The sequence below is a fragment of the Advenella mimigardefordensis DPN7 genome (genome assembly GCF_000521505.1).
GTDB classification, from domain to species: domain Bacteria; phylum Pseudomonadota; class Gammaproteobacteria; order Burkholderiales; family Burkholderiaceae_B; genus Advenella; species Advenella mimigardefordensis.
In genome coordinates this window covers 3105720-3124162 of record NZ_CP003915.1, presented here as the reverse complement: position 1 = coordinate 3124162, position 18443 = coordinate 3105720, and the positions used below count along the sequence as shown (strand labels likewise).

The 18443-nt window shown below is 54.9% G+C and carries 17 protein-coding genes; 8 read left to right on the top strand and 9 right to left on the bottom strand.

The features are described 5' to 3' along the window. The first annotated feature begins 60 nt into the window (after positions 1 to 60). From MIM_RS14335 to MIM_RS14315, 5 genes are all read left to right on the top strand, one after another. Positions 61 to 1695 carry a L,D-transpeptidase family protein gene (locus MIM_RS14335; protein ID WP_025373450.1) on the top strand — a complete coding sequence of 545 codons (1635 nt, stop codon included), beginning with the start codon at positions 61 to 63 and terminating at the stop codon, positions 1693 to 1695. Positions 1696 to 1717: 22 nt separating this feature from the next. After that, positions 1718 to 2293, top strand: a complete 576-nt coding sequence (locus tag MIM_RS14330) for a YcbK family protein (RefSeq protein WP_025373449.1) — start codon at positions 1718 to 1720, stop codon at positions 2291 to 2293. A gap of 164 nt (positions 2294 to 2457) precedes the next feature. Beyond that, positions 2458 to 3393: a 3-hydroxyacyl-CoA dehydrogenase NAD-binding domain-containing protein gene (locus tag MIM_RS14325; RefSeq protein WP_025373448.1), complete on the top strand. Its 936-nt coding sequence runs from the start codon at positions 2458 to 2460 to the stop codon at positions 3391 to 3393. 159 nt (positions 3394 to 3552) lie between these two features. Then, the gene (locus tag MIM_RS14320) at positions 3553 to 4113 is read left to right on the top strand and encodes a GNAT family N-acetyltransferase (protein ID WP_084458996.1); all 561 of its coding nucleotides are present in this window, start codon (positions 3553 to 3555) and stop codon (positions 4111 to 4113) included. A 22-nt stretch (positions 4114 to 4135) separates the two neighbouring features. Next, the gene (locus tag MIM_RS14315; RefSeq protein WP_025373446.1) at positions 4136 to 4702 is read left to right on the top strand and encodes a tRNA (mnm(5)s(2)U34)-methyltransferase; all 567 of its coding nucleotides are present in this window, start codon (positions 4136 to 4138) and stop codon (positions 4700 to 4702) included. A 97-nt stretch (positions 4703 to 4799) separates the two neighbouring features. Here the strand turns inward: MIM_RS14315 and MIM_RS14310 are convergent, their stop codons facing one another. From MIM_RS14310 to MIM_RS14270, 9 genes are all read right to left on the bottom strand, one after another. After that, positions 4800 to 5717, bottom strand: coding sequence for a BKACE family enzyme (locus MIM_RS14310; protein WP_025373445.1), 918 nt, complete (start codon positions 5715 to 5717; stop codon positions 4800 to 4802). Next, positions 5714 to 6943 (bottom strand): ABC transporter substrate-binding protein, encoded by a 1230-nt coding sequence (locus MIM_RS14305; protein ID WP_025373444.1) that lies wholly within the window; start codon positions 6941 to 6943, stop codon positions 5714 to 5716. Before MIM_RS14305 ends, MIM_RS14310 begins: the two co-directional genes overlap by 4 nt. A 159-nt stretch (positions 6944 to 7102) precedes the next feature. Next, the gene (locus MIM_RS14300; protein WP_025373443.1) at positions 7103 to 7816 is read right to left on the bottom strand and encodes an ABC transporter ATP-binding protein; all 714 of its coding nucleotides are present in this window, start codon (positions 7814 to 7816) and stop codon (positions 7103 to 7105) included. A 16-nt stretch (positions 7817 to 7832) separates the two neighbouring features. Further along, positions 7833 to 8609, bottom strand: coding sequence for an ABC transporter ATP-binding protein (locus MIM_RS14295; RefSeq protein WP_025373442.1), 777 nt, complete (start codon positions 8607 to 8609; stop codon positions 7833 to 7835). Then, on the bottom strand, positions 8609 to 9598 hold the full coding sequence (locus MIM_RS14290; RefSeq protein WP_025373441.1) for a branched-chain amino acid ABC transporter permease: 990 nt from the start codon (positions 9596 to 9598) through the stop codon (positions 8609 to 8611). The genes MIM_RS14295 and MIM_RS14290 overlap by 1 nt, the downstream gene beginning before the upstream one ends. A gap of 2 nt (positions 9599 to 9600) precedes the next feature. Then, a complete protein-coding gene (locus tag MIM_RS14285) occupies positions 9601 to 10470 on the bottom strand; it encodes a branched-chain amino acid ABC transporter permease (protein ID WP_025373440.1) in 870 nt (289 codons plus the stop codon). 58 nt (positions 10471 to 10528) lie between these two features. Beyond that, the gene (locus tag MIM_RS14280; RefSeq protein ID WP_025373439.1) at positions 10529 to 11698 is read right to left on the bottom strand and encodes an ABC transporter substrate-binding protein; all 1170 of its coding nucleotides are present in this window, start codon (positions 11696 to 11698) and stop codon (positions 10529 to 10531) included. A 141-nt stretch (positions 11699 to 11839) separates the two neighbouring features. Next, positions 11840 to 13414: a benzoate-CoA ligase family protein gene (locus tag MIM_RS14275; RefSeq protein ID WP_025373438.1), complete on the bottom strand. Its 1575-nt coding sequence runs from the start codon at positions 13412 to 13414 to the stop codon at positions 11840 to 11842. A gap of 126 nt (positions 13415 to 13540) precedes the next feature. Further along, positions 13541 to 14011, bottom strand: coding sequence for a DUF4863 family protein (locus tag MIM_RS14270; protein WP_025373437.1), 471 nt, complete (start codon positions 14009 to 14011; stop codon positions 13541 to 13543). A gap of 145 nt (positions 14012 to 14156) precedes the next feature. Between MIM_RS14270 and MIM_RS14265 the strand changes: the two genes are divergently transcribed. From MIM_RS14265 to boxB, 3 genes are all read left to right on the top strand, one after another. Then, entirely contained in the window at positions 14157 to 15071 is a 915-nt protein-coding gene (locus MIM_RS14265) for a helix-turn-helix transcriptional regulator (protein WP_025373436.1), read from the top strand. 125 nt (positions 15072 to 15196) lie between these two features. Continuing rightward, positions 15197 to 16858, top strand: coding sequence for a 2,3-epoxybenzoyl-CoA dihydrolase (gene boxC / locus MIM_RS14260; RefSeq protein WP_025373435.1), 1662 nt, complete (start codon positions 15197 to 15199; stop codon positions 16856 to 16858). 96 nt (positions 16859 to 16954) lie between these two features. Then, on the top strand, positions 16955 to 18382 hold the full coding sequence (gene boxB / locus MIM_RS14255) for a benzoyl-CoA 2,3-epoxidase subunit BoxB (protein WP_025373434.1): 1428 nt from the start codon (positions 16955 to 16957) through the stop codon (positions 18380 to 18382). The last annotated feature ends 61 nt before the right edge of the window (positions 18383 to 18443 follow it).

Below are 18443 nucleotides of genomic sequence, written 5' to 3'. Positions count from 1 at the left end.
AGGTACCGGGGACGGTGGCGCGCCAGTCGGCCATCCCATAACAACAGGTGAAAAAAATTTATGACGTTTTCGACTATGCTGTCTGCGGTCTCACTTTCACTCCTGCTTGCTACCACTGCGCATGCACAGGCACCACAAAACGATGCGCCAGCGCCGTTTATCGTTCCGGACAGTGGGATCGCCCTGCCGCCGGACTTTGCCAACGCCACCTTCGATGTGCCCGACGTCAGCTGGATTGAAGACGGCCGGCCGGTGGAGCAGGCCAAAGACGCCCTGGAACTGCTGGCAACCGCAGACACACATGGTCTGGACCCGCGCTGGTTTCATACCGCACAATTACAGTCGCAATGGGAGCGGGTCAGCTATGCTGCGTCTGCAGAAGAAATGGCACAGTTTGATCGCGACCTGACTATGCAGATGCGCACTTATGTCAAATATCTGAAAAATGGTCGTATTTCTCCGTCTCTGATCAAAAACCGCTATTCCAAGCCACTCTTTTCTGATACGGATGCTGATCTGTTTCTGGCGACGGCGATTCGCAACGGTAATCTGAAGGCATCGGTCAGAGCGCTGACCGACAGTATTCCCATGTACAACTCGCTGATGCAGGCGCTGGTTGTCTTTCGTCAATTACAGAAGAATCCGAGCATGAACCAGGCACTGCCTGCGGTTCCCGGCGGCAAGCTGACCGAAGGGCAGTCTTATCCGGGCATGCCTGCATTGATTGAGCGTCTGATTCTGCTGGGCGACTTGCCGCAAGGGACACCGGCACGGCCCGTTTACGACGCAACAGTCATGGCAGGCGTGAAAAGCTTTCAGCAACGTCACGGACTGGACCCTGACGGTGTCATCGGCAAGGGCACGCTGGATCAGCTGAATACCCGGCCGATTGACCGCATCCGTCAGATCCAGATCAGTATGGAACGGCTGCGCTGGACACCGCTTATAGAAGGCGAGCGCCGTATTGTGGTCAATGTGCCGGAGTTCGTATTGCGCGCCTATCACATCCGCAATCAGAAGGTGGAAAATCTCATCGAGATGAAAGTGATTGTCGGCAAATCCTTTAACACCAGCACGCCGCTGTTCGACGGCGCAGTCAGCAAGATTGAGTTCAGTCCGTACTGGAACGTGCCCATTTCGATTTCCCGCAAGGAGCTTATTCCGCGCTTGCGCAGCAATCCTTCGTATATGCAAAGCCAGGGGTTTGAATTTGTTAGCCAGTCGGGTGGTGTATCGCAAACCGTGAGTGAAGCCAACCTGAACGCCGTATTGAATGGTCAGGCTCGCATCCGGCAGCGTCCCGGACCCAAAAATTCACTGGGCGATATCAAGTTCATTTTCCCCAACAACGATGCTATCTACCTGCATCACACCCCCAGCACGCAGTTGTTTAATCGCACGCGGCGCGATCTGAGCCATGGTTGTATCAGGGTGGAAGAGCCGGTACGACTGGCGCAATTTGTGTTGGAAAAACAACCAGAGTGGACGGCAAGTGCGATCGAGCAGGCCATGACGGCAAAAAAATCCAAAACAATCAATGTATTGGAGCCGGTTCCTGTCGTATTGGGTTATAGTACAGTGGTTGTTAAAAACAACAAAATCTACTTTTTTCCCGACATCTACGGACAGGACAAGATTCTGGATAATGCCATAAAGAAAGTGGCCGCCTCACGTAACATTCCACCTGCCTCGTAATATCTTCAGGAGCCAGAACGGTATGACGTTTACCCCACCTCAACCTCAGTTACATCGCCGCCAGTTTTTAAGAACCTCTTCCTCTCTGTTCGTCGCCGGTGCCATGTTTACCATCGGCACCCATACCGCCCGCGCCAATATCGCTGGCAGCGGGTTTCGCCAGATCTCTCTGGACAATCTGCACACCAATGAGAAAATCACCCTGGCTTATGCCAATGGTGAAGCCTACATTCCAGCCGCCATGCAGCGGCTGAATCATTTCCTGCGGGATCATTATTCCGGGGCGGTCGGGCAGATGGATCCTAACTTGTTTGATCTGGTCAACAAAGTCAGGGCGTCGCTCAATACCAATGTCGCTATCGAAGTGATTTCGGGCTACCGCGACCCGCATACCAATGAGCGTTTGCGCAAAACGCGTGGCGGTGGTGTCGCCAAGCGCAGTCTGCATATGGTGGGGCAGGCCATGGATCTGCGGCTCAAGGGCGTGCCGCTGGATGAACTGCGCGATGCGGCTAAGGAACTGGCACTGGGCGGGGTTGGCTATTATCCGAAAGACGGATTCGTGCACATGGACACCGGACGCGTACGCAGCTGGTAGCGTTTGGTACCGTTACCTGCGGTAAACCCATTGCTGGTGTCAGAGCGATTGCCTATCGGGCATGGGTGGCTGGCGCCATTGACGTGGTGGACGCGCATGCAGACGCAGCAGACGCCCGCCACTTTTATTATCATTGACATACGAAGCAAATAACATCCTTAGTCATGCAAAGTCGTCACATTCAAAACATTGCCATTATCGGCGCCGGAACCATAGGCAGCAGCTGGGCTGCCCTTTTTCTTGCTCATGGTTATCATGTGGTTGTCTCGGATCCGGCACCGGACGCCGAAGCCAATACCCGCGCGCTGATCGATTCGGCCTGGGAAACCCTGCGTGAACTGGGTAAGGTACAGGACGAGACCTTCCTGGGCAATCTGCGTTTTGAGCCGGATTTGCAGAAAGCCCTGGAAAACGTGGATTTTGTGCAGGAAAATGCGCCTGAGCGCGAAGACTTCAAAATATCGCTGTTCGCAAAAATGGACGCGCTACTGCCGGAAGATGTGATTATTTCGTCCAGTTCCTCGGGTTTGCTGGTGAGCCGCATGCAATCACAATGCCGCTATCCGCAACGCTGTGTGCTGGGCCATCCATTTAACCCCCCACATGTGATTCCGCTGGTGGAAGTGGTCGGGGGCGAACAGACCTCCGAAGAGACGATTGAACGTGCGATCGATTTTTACCGTGCGATTGGCAAGCATCCGATCCGCCTGAACAAGGAAATTACCGGTCATATTGCCAACCGCCTGCAGGCTGCGGTCTGGCGGGAAGTCATGCATCTGGTCAATGAAAATGTGGCCAGTGTGCAGGATATTGACGCGGCCATGAGCAAAGGCCCGGGCCTGCGCTGGGCGATCTTTGGTCCGCAAATGGTGTTTGATCTGGCTGGCGGCAGGGCAGGGCTGGCGCATCTGATCGACCATTTGCAGCCGGCGATCGAAACCTGGATGGATGACTTGGGCAATCCACGTATGACCCCTGAGCTTCAGGCAAAGATGGTGCAGGGCACGCAACAGGTACGGGAAAACCAATCGTTCGAATCGCTGCTGCGCTATCGCGACAGCCATCTGATCGATATTCTGAAAAGTCTGGATAAAAAATAGCGTATTGTTGCGGGCTTGAGGCTTGAGGCTTGAGGCTTGAGGCATGAGGCATGAGGTACGAGGTATCAGATACGATGCATGAGGTACGAGGTAAAAGCCGGCAATAGCAAACGTGTAAGAAGACCCGAGTGATGCCTGCAAAATGATGTTTAATGAATCATGATGTCTATTGAAAATCTGAGCCAGACCCGCGCGCTTCCTATCGGCTTGCGGGCGTTGCGTATCGACGATTTGCCGCAGATGATGGCATTGCAGGCCAGCATCTATCCGCCGGCATTACTGGAAAGTGCCGAGGTGCTGGCAAGCAAAATCAGCGCTGTTCCTGCCGGGTGGAGCTCACTGGCCGCCACGGAAGGTGATACCCTGTGCGCCTATGCGCTTGGTTATCCGTGGCGCTCGGATCGGCAACCAGGCTGGAATCGTCCGCTTGCGCCGCAACACGATTGTGATGTACTGTATCTGCATGATGTGGCGGTTGCGACCGCCTATGCCGGTCGGGGGATTGCCGGCCAAATGGTCAGGCACCTTATGCAGCAGGGGCAGCAGTGTGGACTGTCACGTGCCATACTGGTTGCGGTCGAAGGCGCACAGGGTTACTGGTCGCGACTGGGTTTTATTGCGACTGCGGCCGGGCGCACCGATCCTGCGTTTGGCAGCGATGCGGTGCTGATGCAGCGCGAGCTGCTCCCGTCTGACCCGGTGCTGCCTGCAGCGGTATAGTGCAGGATTCCAGGAAACATCCATGCCTTTACCCAGAACGGTCAGTTTTGTTCATACACTGCTTGCCGACCACGTCGTGGAAGGCGCAAGCGTTATTGATGCGACGATGGGCAATGGCCATGACACCGTGCACCTTGCACGGCTGGTCGGTGACTCCGGTCATGTGTATGCCTTCGATATTCAGAACGAGGCACTGAAGGCCACCGCCGCGCGCCTGAGCGATGAGCAGTTGCAGGCGCGTGTCTCCCTGATTCACGATAGTCATGCGAGCATGCATGAGCACGTATCAGAAGCGGTCAGTGCCATTGTGTTTAATCTGGGCTATCTGCCTGGTACCGATAAATCCTGCGCGACTCAGGCCACCAGCACCCTGACGGCGATTGAACGGGCGCTGACGCTGCTTGCTCCCGGCGGCCTGTTGCTTATTGTGATTTACTGGGGACATGAGGCGGGTGTTCGTGAGAAGCAAGCGCTTGAACCTTTCGTCGCGCAACTGTCGCCCGACCAATACCGGGTGCTCCGCTATGAATTTATGAATCGGGTCAATCCTGCACCGTATTTGCTGGCGATTGAGCGCTTCAGCCACTGAGTCCTTGGCCCCGTCTGTTGCGGGTCGACCGAAAAGGAGCTGAGACGCGCCGCAAGTGCCAGCGCTTATCACTTTTTTGCTTAACGCGCGAATGTGCTTATAGCGCGAATGCCGGTTTAACCGGCGCGCCGGGCCGAGGCAGATTAAGTATCTGCCGGGCTTCTTTCGGCGTAGCCGGTTCATAGCCCATTTCACGCACGAGCCGGACAATCCTCTCGGTCAATTCGATATTGCTGGCCAGGCGGCCATGCGAATAATAAAGATTGTCTTCCAGCCCCACCCTTACGTGTCCACCCAAGAGCAAAGAATTGATGGCGCAGGGCAGCTGTGCCGGACCGATGCCGCTGGCGCCGAAGATGGTGCCGGGCGGCAGGCACTCCACCATGAATTGCAGATTCTTTGGCGAGTAGGGCATGGCGTTCTGAAAGCCTCGATGTACACCCATAACCAGATTGACATAGGCCGGCTCTTCATCCACGCCCATGGCCAGCAAGGTTGCCGTATCCTGCAAAATATGCGTGGGGCTGAACACTTCCCATTCGGGCTTGATGCCGCGTTTTTTCATTTCGTCAGCCAGGAAGCGGCAGCGCGAGGGCGCGGTGTTCATCAGTATTTCCTTGTTGTCGAAGCTGGCGATAATGGTGGTGGCGTCCAGCGTACACATTTCGGCGCCGGCCTCCATGCCCTTGATGCGTTCTTCCCAAAGCAGTTCCCACATGCCGTTTTCGTTCTGGCCGATCATCTCGCCGTGTACGCCACCGCCCGTTGAGTTATTCAGGATAATGTCGCATTTGGCGCGAATCCGCGTATTCATATCGTAATAAATATCGGGATTGCAGGTGGCGCTATCATCGGTATTGCGTGCGTGCAGTGCGACAATGCTTGCACCTGCGTTATAGCAGTCGTAAACGTCGTCGGCAATCTCCTGCGGTTGCGTGGGCAGGTTCGGGTTCTGGCTTTTAAAGGCCATGCCGCCGGTAGGGGCGATGGTAATAATGACTTTAGGTGTGCTCATGATTTTGCTCCTGCAGTTTGTTGCACCAGTTTGCAGTCCGAGTTCTCGGGCTTGCCGTAAAGATCATCGGGTGAAAGCGTTTCCACTTTCCGATAATAATCCCATGGCGCTTTGGATTCGTCCGGTTTTTTTACCTGCATCAGGTACATTGGATTGGTGAGTCGGCCATCAGCACGCACGATGGCGTCTTTAGCGAAAAAGTCTTTGATGCGTTCCGTCTTGAACCACTTCATGATCGCATCGGGATCGTCGGTCTTCAATGCAGCAACCCCGGCAAGATAATTTCTGACGGCCGAATACGTACCGGCCTGAATATAGGTGGGAATGCGATTGGCGACCTTTTGGTATGCAGCGCTCCACTTGCGGGTATCATCATCCAGATCCCAGTAGAACGGCGTGGTCAGATACATCCCCTGGGTGACCTGCAAGCCCAGGGAGTGAATGTCCGGAATCAGCACCGTGAGGCCCACCAGATTCATCTGGGTATTCAAACCGAATTCATTGGCCGATTTGGCAGCGTTCACAAAATCGCCACCGGCATTGGCCATCCCCAGAATTTTTGCACCGGAAGATTGCGCTTGCAATATATATGAAGAAAAGTCGGAAGCGCCAAGCGGCACTTTGACCGAGCCCTTGATGCTGCCGTTGGCTTCTTTCACCACTTTGGATGTGGCCGCTTCCAGGGCATGGCCAAAGGCATAGTCGGTCGTAATGAAGAACCAGTCCTTGCCGCCATTTTTAACCACGGATTTACCCGTGCCATTGGCCAGTGCATCGGTCGAATACGTGTAGTGAATAATATAGGGAGAGCATTGTTTGCCGGTCAGCGCGGAGGTGCCGCCGCCGGTAGAGATAAACACCTTTTTCTTTTCCGTGGCAACATTGGCCATCGCCAGACTGACCGCAGAATTGGTCCCGCCAATCAGGATATCCACTTTGTTTACGTCTACCCATTCGCGGGACTTGGCTGCAGCCACATCGGCCTTGTTCTGATGATCGGCATAAAGCAGTTCAATTTTTTTGCCATCGATACTGCCACCAGCGTCCTCGATTGCCATGCGAATCGCCTGCACACCGCCCTGGCCGTCATAGTCGGCATAGACGCCCGAGATATCGGTCAGGAAACCGATACGGATGACATCATCGGAAATGCCGGCGGCATGGGCTATGCCGGAACCGGCAAACAGCACGCCTGTGGCCAGTTTGATTGCAGGGGTATAGTTCATCTGTCTCTCCTATTGGTACTGTCTCTCAGGACAGTGTTTTGGCCAGGGGCTTATGGCTGATCGCCTGCCCGTTGCTGGTAGATGCCAGACGGGTACGTCTGATGTCCGTCTGGCCGTGTTGCTTCGTCGGGCGCGATATGCCATCGTAAAACGTTCAGGTCAAACGCCCAGATATTGATGAATTTGCGAAGGGTCGCTGCGCAACTGGCGGGCATCGCCTTCCAGGACCACCCGGCCTTTTTCCAGAACGACCAGCCGGTCCGCCTGATCCATGACCTTGCGATAATTGCGATCCACCACCATGGTTGCCAGACCGCTGTTGCGAATAATTCCGATGACACGCCAGATTTCTTCCACAATCAGCGGCGCCAGGCCTTCGGTGGCTTCGTCCAGAATAATGGCATCCGGATTGGTCATCAGCGCCCGCCCAATCGAGAGCATCTGCTGTTCGCCGCCGGAGAGCTGGTCACCCATATTGTCCAGCCGTTCTGCCAGTCGGGGAAAGGTTTGCAGGATCCGTTCGAAGTCCCACGCTGTCGTCCCGTCACGGCCCGTGCGTGCGCACATCAGCAGATTTTCGCGCACTGTCAGGTTAGGGAATATGCCACGGCCTTCAGGGACATAGGCAATGCCCAGGCGCGCTGCCTGATAGGGACGGGCACCGGACATGGCCTGTTGCTGCAGTTCGATCCGCCCGCTGCGCTGTTTGACATGGCCCAGCAGGCTGCGGATAAGCGTGGACTTGCCCATGCCGTTGCGGCCCAGCAGGCCTACGGTTTCGCCGCGTTGCAGGTGAAAGTCAATGCCATGCAATATGTGGCTGGAACCGTACCAGGCATGAATGTCGTGCGCGCGGATAATGTCATCTGTCATGGTTGCATCGCTCATATCAGTTCGGTCTTAACGGCGCTGTTGCGTGATCGCTCTCGCCCAGATAGGCTGTCTGTACAGCGGTATTGTTGCGAATTTCATGCGGCAGTCCGCTGGCCAGCACTGCGCCATTAACCATGACTGTCAGGCGGTCAGCAACGGCAAAAACCGCATCCATGTCATGCTCGATCAGTAAAACGGCCAGGTTCTTTTTCAGGTTGTGCAACAAGGTCAGCATGCGTTCGGATTCTTCCGCTCCCATGCCTGCCAGCGGCTCGTCCAGTAACAGCACTTCGGGTTGCTGAGCCAGACACATGGCTACTTCGAGCTGCCGTTTCTGCCCATGCGATAGATTGGCCGCAATGGTTGTTGCATACCGGCTCAGGCCCGCCTGTTCCAGCGCGTGATCAGCCATCTCCAGGCTGCGTCGGCAATGTTGCGCGGCCGTCCAGAATTGCCATGGTTTCTGGATCTTGGCCTGGGCGGCCAGACGGCAGTTTTCGCGCACGCTCAGCGGCAGGAAAATATTATTGCGCTGATAGCTGCGGCCGACACCCGCCTGTGAACGGGCCGGCTGTGACCATTTGCTGATGTCCTTACCACGCAAGTACACCTGGCCATCACTTAGCGGCAGTTCACCGGACAGCAAATAAGTGAGGGTGGATTTGCCGGCCCCGTTTGTGCCAATGACTGCCAGGATTTCTCGTTCGTGCAGTTGTAGAGATACTTTATTAACGGCAACCAGTGCACCGAACTTGCGGGTCACATTCCTCGCTTCAAGTAATGCAGTTGTCATCAGTTCGCCCCTTGCTTGTGTGTGTGGCGAGCACGCCATTCCCGCAATTGCCGGGGCAGGCCGGCCAGACCATAGGGCATCAGCATAACCACAAAAATAATAAACGCGCCCAACAGAAGTTGCCAGTGTTTGGTGATAGCGGTAAACCATTCAGACAGCAACACGAACGCGAAGGCGCCGATAATGGCTCCGCCCAGGCTGCCCAGACCACCCAGAATAATCATGAGCAATACATTGCCGGACTGATGCCACGACAGCAGTTCCGGATTAACGTAACCGTACTGGCATGCGTACAGAAAACCGGCCAGGCCTGCCAGCATGCCGCTGATAACAAAACTGGCAATCTTGTACGCCGTTGACTCGAACCCGGCGGCGCGCATGCGTAACTGGTTGTGCTTGATGCCCACAAAGGCATGGCCCAGGCGGGAACGCAGAATCAGCTGCAGAATGATGACCGTGATTATCAGCAATATCAGCGTAAACCAGTAAAAGGTATTGCCCGATTCAAGGTCGAAGGGCTGCCACTGCAAAATGGAAAAATCAGGTTTGAAATAGATATAGGTGCCGTCGGAGCCACCGAAGATCTTGATGTCATGAAAAACAAAGTAGACCAGCTGGCCGAAGGCGAGTGTGACCATGATGAAATAAACGCCATAGCTGCGCATGACCAGCAGGCCGATCAGCAGGGCCAGCAGCCCTGCGCCACCAACACAAATAGCCATCAGCAGCCAGCCGTTGCCGGCTTCTGATTCAGGCGAGAAGGTGGCGACCATATAGGCGGCAAAGCCCAGAAAGGCGGCATGCCCCAGACTTACCAGACCGGTGAACCCCACCAGCAATTGCAGGCTGAGCGCAAAAATGCTCAGGATCATTATTTTGGTGACCAGATCACCGTGGTACTTGCTGCCAATCGGCTCGGGCAACAGCGGTAGTGCGGCCAGCAGAGCAAGGCCAACGATCCACACAAACAGATTGTTTTTTGTAATCATGGTCAGGTCCCCTGTTTGAACAGGCCCTGGGGCTTGAATAGCAGCACCAGCACCATCAGCAGATAGACCAGCGCACCAGCGCCTTCAGGCCACAGTACTTTGCCAAAGGTGTCTACGAAGCCGATCAGCAGCGCCGCAATAAGTGCGCCTTTGATGGATCCGATGCCGCCGATAACCACAACGACGAAACAGATAATCAATTCATTGCCGCCCATGCCGGGGTAGACGGATGACACCGGTGCCGAGAGCATGCCGGCAAAGATGGCCAATGCCACACCGGCGGCAAATACCGTGCGATACAGTACTGAGATATTGACGCCCAGCGACTGCACCATCTCGCGGTTGGTAGCGCCAGCGCGGATTTTCATGCCAAGCCGGGTATGCTTCAGTAACAGGTACATGCCAATTGCGATCACCAGACAGACCACCGAAATGAACAGACGGTACACCGGATAGCTCAGACCATTACCCAGTGGGATGGAGCCGGCCAGCCAGCCCGGCGGGCTGACGCCATGCACATCGTCGCCCAGCAGTATGCTGCGCAGCGCTTCAAATACCAGAATCAGTCCATAGGTCATCAGTACCTGCAGCAAATGCTCGCGCTCATATAAATAGCTGAAGAATCCCCACTCCAGCAAGTAGCCGAAGGCCAGCGCCAGCATAATGCCCAGAATTAGCGCAACAGCGAAATTTCCGATATACATGCTCAACGCATAGATCAGGTAGGCGCCGATCATGAAGAAACTGCCATGCGCCAGATTGATGACGCCCATGATGCCGAAGATCAGTGTCAGCCCGCTGGCAATCAGAAACAGCAGCAGCCCGTACTGCACACTGTTCAGACACTGAATCAGAAATGTTGTTATATCCATATGCGATCCGAAATAAAGTGCAGGCACAGGGAGCAGCCGATGTGCCTGCACTTTCGGTTTATTTGCTCAACTTGCAGCCTTTGGCCGGATCTTCCAGATTGGCTACTGCGATACCCAGATTTTTATTGTGCGTACCGACAACTTCGCGCAGATAAATATTCTGTATCGGATTGTGTGCTTTGGACATGGTGAACGCACCGCGAGGGCTGTCTACTTTAGCCTGTTCCATGCCCTCGATAACGGCATCTTTGTTCTTGATATCACCCTTGGCATTGTTCAGGCCGGCTGCCAGCAACTGAGCTGCGTCGTAACCCTGCACAGCATAGACGTCTGGTTCCATGCTGTACTTGTCCTGATATTGCTTGCGGAATGCCGTGTCTTTCGGGTTGTCCAGTTCATCAGCATAGTGCAGGGTAGTCAGCATGCCTTTGGCGGCATCGCCCTGAGCCTGCAAAGTGCCGTCGGTCAGAAAGCCCGGGCCATAGAGGGGAATGGTCTTGCGCAGACCCGATGCGTCATAATCCTTCACGAATTTAACCGCACCACCGCCGGCAAAGAAGGCAAAGACAGCATCGGGTTTCAATGCAGAGATTTCCGTCAGCAGTGACTGGAATTCAACGTTAGGGAAGGGGAGCGTGAGTTCCTTGATTACCTTGCCGCCCTTGGATTCGAAGCCTTCGCGAAAGCCATTGGCCGCTTCGGTACCGGCAGCATATTTCCAGTTGATGGTAACGGCGGTTTTATGCTTTTGCTTTTCGGCAGCGACTATGCCCATGCCATAGGCCGGTTGCCAATTGGTGAATGAGCTGCGGAAAATGTTTTTGGCGCATAGCGGTCCGGTCAGCATATCTGCACCCGCATTGGGAATAATGTAGATGACGCCACTGTCACGAGCGATCTTGGCCATGCCCATGGCCACGCCCGAATGCACGGTGCCAACCAGCACATCAACCTTGTCGCGCTGCACCAGTCGATTGGTGTTCTCTGGCGCCTTGGCCGGATCGGATTCGTCATCGACTGAGAAATACTGTATCTCCTGGCCGCCCAGCTTGCCGCCCTGTTCCTCTACGTACAGTTTAAACCCATTTTCGATCGCCTTGCCAAGCGCCGCATAGGTCCCTGTGGCCGGCAGCATAAGGCCCACCTTCACCTCGGCCTGCGCTGCCTGACCCAATCCCCCGGCCAGTACGATCGCCGTCGCAAGCGTGGCTTTTTTCACATTATTCATTATCCTGTCTCCTGAATGTACAGCTGTTTTTTATGATGACTGCTTCTTGGTATTGCCACGAACGATACCGCTGGTCGCGTTCTGATATTGTCTGCCCAGGCTTACGGCGTAGCCCGCAATGCCTGTCTTTTATATGATGGCTTACGCCACTTCATGCTGATTCAGTTCACGCAGCCGGAAGCGCTGGATTTTTCCCGTTGCTGTTTTGGGTAACTCTTCCAGAAATTCAATGCTGCGTGGATATTTGTGTGGCGCCAGTCGGGATTTGACAAACGCTTTGAGCGCGTCCCTGAGTGTGTCGTCGGCGGGCGGTGCTGATTCCTTGAGGACCACATAGGCGCGGGTCTTGACCAGACCCTGCGAATCGGTGACGCCGATGACGGCGGCCTCCAGAACCGCTTCATGCTCAATGAGCGTGGCCTCCACTTCGAACGGAGACACATATTGTCCACTCACCTTCAGCATGTCGTCACTGCGGCCCGCATAGGTGTAATAGCCTTCGGCATCGCGCGAATACTTGTCGCCACTTTTGGTCCACTCCCCCTGAAAAGTTGCTCTTGTTTTTTCCCGGTTGTTCCAATACATAAGGGCTGCGCTTTTTCCCTTGATGTAGAGATCACCGATTTCTCCATCTGCGACGATAGCACCTTGCTCGTCGCGAAGCTCCAGTTCATAGCCCGGTACGGGTTTTCCTGTGGTGCCATAGTGGATGTCATCGGGCCGGTTGGATAGAAAAATATGCAGCATTTCTGTTGAACCAATACCATCGATGATATGACAGCCGAAATGAGCCGTGAAGCGTTCGCCCAGTTCACGAGGCAATGCTTCTCCGGCGGAGGAACACATACGCAATTGGACTTCGTCGCGTGTGGGAGTGTTGGCAGCGGCCAGCATGCCCGCATAACCGGTAGGTGCGCCGCAAAAAATGGTTGGCTGGTGCCTGCGCATGGCGTCGAATACCGCATCCGGCGTCGGACGGCCTTCGATCAGAATCACGCTGGCGCCAACCCCGAGAGGGAAGGTCAGGGCGTTGCCGAGGCCGTAGGCGAAAAACAGCTTGGCGGCCGAGAGAATCCGGTCTGTCTCGGTCAGGTGCAGCAGGTCCTGCGCATAATAGCGAATGGTCCAGTACGGGTTGGCGTGACTGTGTATCGTGCCTTTAGGCTTGCCGGTCGACCCTGAAGAATATAACCAGAAGGCCGGTTCGTCGGCCTTGGTGCTACAGGGGCGGTGACAGGGCGTAGCCGCTGCCAGTGCCTCGTCCATACTCAACTGGCCGTGCGAGAGTTCGCCCTGCGGGCGCGATACGAGGATATGCTTGATTTCGTGTTCGGCGTCGCTCATGGCTTCGGTGAGCACCGGTAGCAGTGAAGCCGACACCAGAGCAGCCTGGCAGCGACTGTCTTCAATAATATATTTATAGTCCTGAGGCTTCAGCAGGGTGTTGATGGCAACCGGTACGATTCCCGCATGAATGGCGCCCAGAAAGGCGACAGGCCAGTCTGTGCAATCGTTCATCAGCAACAGTACCCGCTCCTCGCGATGCACGCCCAACTGTTTCAGTACGGCGGCCAGGCACCGCACTTTGTCAAAAAGTGCGGCATAGGTCAACGTGCCCTTGTCATCAATATACGCAAGGCGCTCCAGACGGTTCTGGTTGGTTTGTATCAGATAGTCTGCAATATTGAACTGATTGCTGTTTTCAGGGGTCTGCATGGTTCGCTCCGCTAAATGCCTGGCTATCCGCTGTCAGTGCATTTAAAGTTGTTGGCACTGCCGCAAAGGATGAGCATCATTGGGTCGATATCGGTTTAGTGCAATCCGGATATCGGCTCAGACCGCTCATTGCTGTTGTGCTGTGAATTCTATTTTTCCGTCCGGCAGCAGATACAGCACATGGGCTGCACCGTTGCTTACGGTGGGGCAATGCGCAGAGTCGGGGCCGTAAACCTTCCAGCCTGCTTCGCAGCCATCAAACCGGGCGCCGGGGGTAAGCGGCATAATCAGGTCGATTTCCCCATTGGGATGACGGTGGTGCGGACCACGAATGTCCTGCATGCTCACCACGTCCACGGAAAAACCACAGGTCTCGTCTGATGGTTTGGTCACCCGACCGTATTTGAGCCCCTGCGCTTCGTGTTTACACATCCAGCCATCCTGCACCCCCTTGGTACAGGCTGCGCTGATATCGCGATACCATTCGCTCTGCGCACCATAGTGCTGATTCAGCCAGGCCTGTAACGTATCATCCAGAGTACGGTCTGCAATCTGTCGGGTTACTGCCTGGATGAGCGTGTCGAACTGTTCACGCATGCTGAAAGTCTCCTTAACATCTGATTTTTTTTTCGTGCATTATTTTGCATGTAGATGATAAGATAGGCATGCAGTTAAAATCAGTCAAGATTTTTGCTCAATGTTTAGGGAAAACACTAGCTCCCGATTTACGAAATGGCACGCTATGACGCTGGAAAATTCATTTGAAATAGACCCGATGGAAGACAAGACGCCCTTACTGCGGGCGCTGGGAGAGCGGATACGCTCGCTGCGCGCACGCAAGGGGATCACGCGTAAAAAGCTGGCCAGCCTCGCCGGTATTTCGGAGCGCCATATGGCCAATCTTGAACTGGGTACCGGCAACGCCACCATTCTGGTGCTGCATCAGGTTGCGCAGGCGCTCACCTGCTCTCTGGCTGAGCTGATTGGCGACGTCACGACGTCTTCGCCGGAATGGCTGATGATCCGGGAGCTGCTGGAGAATCGCAGCGAGAAGGATCTGCATAAGGTGCGGCTGCGGCTGATTGAATTGTTCGGCGCGGATAAGAACCCGGGTTCGCGGCTGTCGCGCATTGCCCTCATTGGACTGCGCGGCGCGGGCAAATCCACGCTGGGTCGTATGCTGGCCGACCGGCTTGGTTATCCGTTTATTGAACTGTCGCATGAGATAGAACAAACTACCGGCTGCAGCATCAACGAAATACATTCGCTATATGGCCCCGTGGCCTATCGTCGCTACGAGCGGCGCGCGCTGGAGGAAACCATTCAGCTTTATCCTGAAGTGGTCATTGCAACGCCGGGCGGACTGGTATCCGAGGCCGCCACCTATAACAATTTACTGGAGCATTGCCTGACGGTGTGGCTGCAGGCGACACCGCGCGAGCACATGGACCGCGTCATTGCTCAGGGGGATTTTCGTCCCATGTCCGGCAGCAAGGAGGCCATGCAGGACCTGAAGCTGATTCTGGAGGGCAGGGTGGCCTTCTATAGCAAGGCCGATGTGCATCTGGATACCAGTCTGCAGCCGCTGGAAGAAACCATGGAAGCGTTGTTTGCAAAAGTGCAGGCTGCAAGGCAGTCTGCCGAGGTGCTGAACTGATTGTACGAAGGAGGCTAGGGTAAGTCCCTAGTCAAATCGCTTGACCGCCTGCGGAATCATGCAATATAGTGCGTTTACAGACAAACAAAATGCAATGAAATGCATGACTCTATTGGAGACCAGCCATGAGCGAGCTGAAAGTCAATTACCAGACCCATCCGTCGCAGTACAAGCATCTGTCGTTTACGACTGAAGGTAATATTGCGCGTCTGACAATCGACATTGATGAGGACAGCGGCATTCGTCCCGGCTATAAGCTGAAACTGAATTCGTATGATCTGGGCGTGGATATCGAATTGCACGATGCACTCAATCGTCTTCGCTTTGAACATCCAGAGGTGCGCAGCGTGGTGGTGGCCAGTGGCAAGGAGCGCATCTTCTGCTCGGGCGCCAATATTTTCATGCTGGGTCTGTCCAGTCATGCCTGGAAAGTGAATTTCTGCAAGTTCACCAACGAAACACGCAACAGCATTGAAGACACCAGCGAGCATTCCGGCATCAAATTTATTGCAGCTGTCAATGGTGCCTGTGCGGGCGGCGGCTATGAATTGGCGCTGGCCTGTGATGAAATCTATCTGGTGGACGACCGTTCTTCGTCGGTATCGCTACCCGAAGTGCCATTGCTTGGTGTGCTCCCGGGTACGGGTGGTCTGACCCGGGTGACGGACAAACGCAAAGTCCGTCATGATCACGCCGATATTTTCTGCACCCTGGTCGAGGGTATTCGCGGCCAGAGGGCCAAAGACTGGAAACTGGTTGATGAGGTTGTCAAGCCTGCGCGCTTTCAGGAGACCATCAGTGCCCGCGCACAGGAACTGGCGCAGCAGCAGGGTGCAGACGCTGCTACGGGACTGCAGGGCGTGGCGCTGACGCCGCTGGACAAACACGAAACGGCCGATAGTCTGCAATATAAATATGTCAGTGTTGATATCGACCGGGCAGGCCAGTTTGCCACTTTTACCTTGCGTGGCCCCGACGCTGCCCTCCCCGACACGATTGAAGCCATTATGCAGGCCGGTATGACATGGTGGCCGCTGCAAATGGCGCGTGAACTGGATGACGCGATTCTTTCCATGCGCACCAACGAACTGGATAGCGGATTGTGGCTGATCAAGACGGCCGGTAGTGCCGAAGCGGTTCTGCAAAGCGACGACATCATGCTGAACCATAAAGATCACTGGTTCGTGCGTGAAACACTGGGACTGTTGCGTCGTACCCTGGCGCGGCTGGATGTCTCATCCCGCTCTCTGTTTGCGCTAGTTGAGGAAGGGTCATGCTTTGCCGGATCCTTGCTGGAAGCCGCGCTTGCCTGCGATCGCATCTATATGCTGACCCTGCCCGACGATGAAGCGCGTACACCGCATATCACGGTGGGTCCGATCAATTTCGGTTTCCTGCCCATGGTTACGCGCCAGTCACGTCTGGCACGTCGCTTCTATGAAGAGAACGCCAGCCTGGACGAGATCAAGGCGCTGGCGGGCAAGCGGCTGGATGGCGATCAGGCGGAACAGGCCGGCTTGGTGACCTATGCGCTGGATGATATTGACTGGGACGACGAAGTACGAATCGCCATTGAAGAGCGTGTGTCCATGTCGCCCGATGCATTGACCGGCATGGAAGCCAATCTGCGCTTTAACGGTCCGGAAAATATGTGGACACGGATTTTTGGTCGCCTGACGGCCTGGCAGAACTGGATCTTTATCCGACCCAATGCCGTGGGGGAAAAGGGTGCGCTCAAGCTATATGGCAAGGGCGAAAAACCGAACTTTGACCGCAATCGCGTCTGACGCAGATTGCATCGCCTGCAAGCTGCGTTTATCCATCTAATAGAAGGAGCGGGGGTAACCGAGAGTCATACCCCCTCCGAGACACTGGAGATCACTATGTCAAGCATCAACTACAACGATAAAATTCCCAATAATGTCAATCTGTCCGAAGACAGGACGCTGCAGCGCGCGCTTGAACACTGGCAACCGAATTACCGCAAATGGTGGAATGATATGGGTCCCGAAGGTTCGCAGGACTTTGACGTCTATTTGCGTACTGCGACCAGCGTCGATCCGCAGGGCTGGGCATCTTTTGGCTATGTGAAAATGCCCGACTATCGCTGGGGTATTTTCCTGAACCCGCGTGATGCCGAGCGCCAGGTCAACTTCGGCGAACATAAAGGTGAGAAAGCCTGGCAGGATGTACCGGGCGAGCATCGCGCCAATCTGCGGCGCATTATTGTGACGCAGGGCGATACGGAACCTGCATCGGTGGAACAGCAGCGCCATCTGGGCCTGACTGCGCCGTCCATGTATGACTTGCGCAATCTGTTCCAGGTCAATGTAGAAGAGGGGCGGCATTTGTGGGCCATGGTGTACCTGCTGCATAAACATTTCGGTCGTGATGGTCGTGAGGAAGCAGAAGCCCTGCTGGAACGCAATAGCGGCGACGAAGACAATCCGCGAATTCTGGCGGCCTTCAATGAAAAAACACCGGACTGGCTATCGTTTTACATGTTCACGTATTTCACCGATCGCGACGGTAAATTTCAATTGTGTGCGCTGGCCGAATCAGGCTTTGACCCGCTGGCCCGTACTACAAAATTCATGCTGACTGAAGAGGCGCATCATATGTTTGTGGGCGAGTCGGGCGTATCCCGGGTCATTCAGCGTACCTGCGAGGTTATGAATCAATTGAAAACAGATGATCCTGCACGGCTTCGTGAAGCCGGCGTGATTGATCTGGAAACCATCCAGCGCTATCTGAATTTCCATTTCAGTGTCACCATTGATCTGTTCGGTGCCGATGAGTCCAGTAACGCCGCCACCTTCTACAACACCGGTTTGAAAGGGCGTTACGAAGAGACCAAGCGTGACGACGATCATAAGCTATATGATCGCACCTACAACGTGCTGGCCGTGCAGGACGGACGTCTGGTCGAGCGTTCTGTGCCCATGCTGAACGCACTGAACGAAGTGTTGCGCGATGACTATATCAAGGACTCGGTGGGGGGCGTCAATCGCTGGAACAAAGTGATAGAGAAGGCGGGTATTCCTTTCCGTCTGAAAACACCGCACAAGGCATTTAACCGCAGCATCGGTACGCTGTCCGGCGCCTTTGTTTCGCCCGAGGGTGTGATGATGTCCGAGGCCGAATGGGTCAGCCATGAACGTGAGTGGTTACCGACAAACGAAGATCGTGCCTTTGTCGCTTCTTTGATGGGGCGCGTCGTCGAGCCGGGCAAATTTGCTAACTGGATCGCGCCGCCGGTGATGGGTATTAATCGTCAGCCGGTTGATTTTGAATATGTGCGATTCAATTGATTGTTGATTGGGGATGCCTGCAGTAGGGCATCCGATAACAGGGAAAAAATCCAGGAGCAGA

Coding starts and splice junctions, on each gene's coding strand:
- MIM_RS14335 (WP_025373450.1), top strand. CDS start 61: ATGACGTTTTCGACTATGCTGTCTGCGGTCTCACTTTCACTCCTGCTT.
- MIM_RS14330 (WP_025373449.1), top strand. CDS start 1,718: ATGACGTTTACCCCACCTCAACCTCAGTTACATCGCCGCCAGTTTTTA.
- MIM_RS14325 (WP_025373448.1), top strand. CDS start 2,458: ATGCAAAGTCGTCACATTCAAAACATTGCCATTATCGGCGCCGGAACC.
- MIM_RS14320 (WP_084458996.1), top strand. CDS start 3,553: ATGATGTCTATTGAAAATCTGAGCCAGACCCGCGCGCTTCCTATCGGC.
- MIM_RS14315 (WP_025373446.1), top strand. CDS start 4,136: ATGCCTTTACCCAGAACGGTCAGTTTTGTTCATACACTGCTTGCCGAC.
- MIM_RS14310 (WP_025373445.1), bottom strand. CDS start 5,717: ATGAGCACACCTAAAGTCATTATTACCATCGCCCCTACCGGCGGCATG.
- MIM_RS14305 (WP_025373444.1), bottom strand. CDS start 6,943: ATGAACTATACCCCTGCAATCAAACTGGCCACAGGCGTGCTGTTTGCC.
- MIM_RS14300 (WP_025373443.1), bottom strand. CDS start 7,816: ATGACAGATGACATTATCCGCGCGCACGACATTCATGCCTGGTACGGT.
- MIM_RS14295 (WP_025373442.1), bottom strand. CDS start 8,609: ATGACAACTGCATTACTTGAAGCGAGGAATGTGACCCGCAAGTTCGGT.
- MIM_RS14290 (WP_025373441.1), bottom strand. CDS start 9,598: ATGATTACAAAAAACAATCTGTTTGTGTGGATCGTTGGCCTTGCTCTG.
- MIM_RS14285 (WP_025373440.1), bottom strand. CDS start 10,470: ATGGATATAACAACATTTCTGATTCAGTGTCTGAACAGTGTGCAGTAC.
- MIM_RS14280 (WP_025373439.1), bottom strand. CDS start 11,698: ATGAATAATGTGAAAAAAGCCACGCTTGCGACGGCGATCGTACTGGCC.
- MIM_RS14275 (WP_025373438.1), bottom strand. CDS start 13,414: ATGCAGACCCCTGAAAACAGCAATCAGTTCAATATTGCAGACTATCTG.
- MIM_RS14270 (WP_025373437.1), bottom strand. CDS start 14,011: ATGCGTGAACAGTTCGACACGCTCATCCAGGCAGTAACCCGACAGATT.
- MIM_RS14265 (WP_025373436.1), top strand. CDS start 14,157: ATGACGCTGGAAAATTCATTTGAAATAGACCCGATGGAAGACAAGACG.
- boxC (WP_025373435.1), top strand. CDS start 15,197: ATGAGCGAGCTGAAAGTCAATTACCAGACCCATCCGTCGCAGTACAAG.
- boxB (WP_025373434.1), top strand. CDS start 16,955: ATGTCAAGCATCAACTACAACGATAAAATTCCCAATAATGTCAATCTG.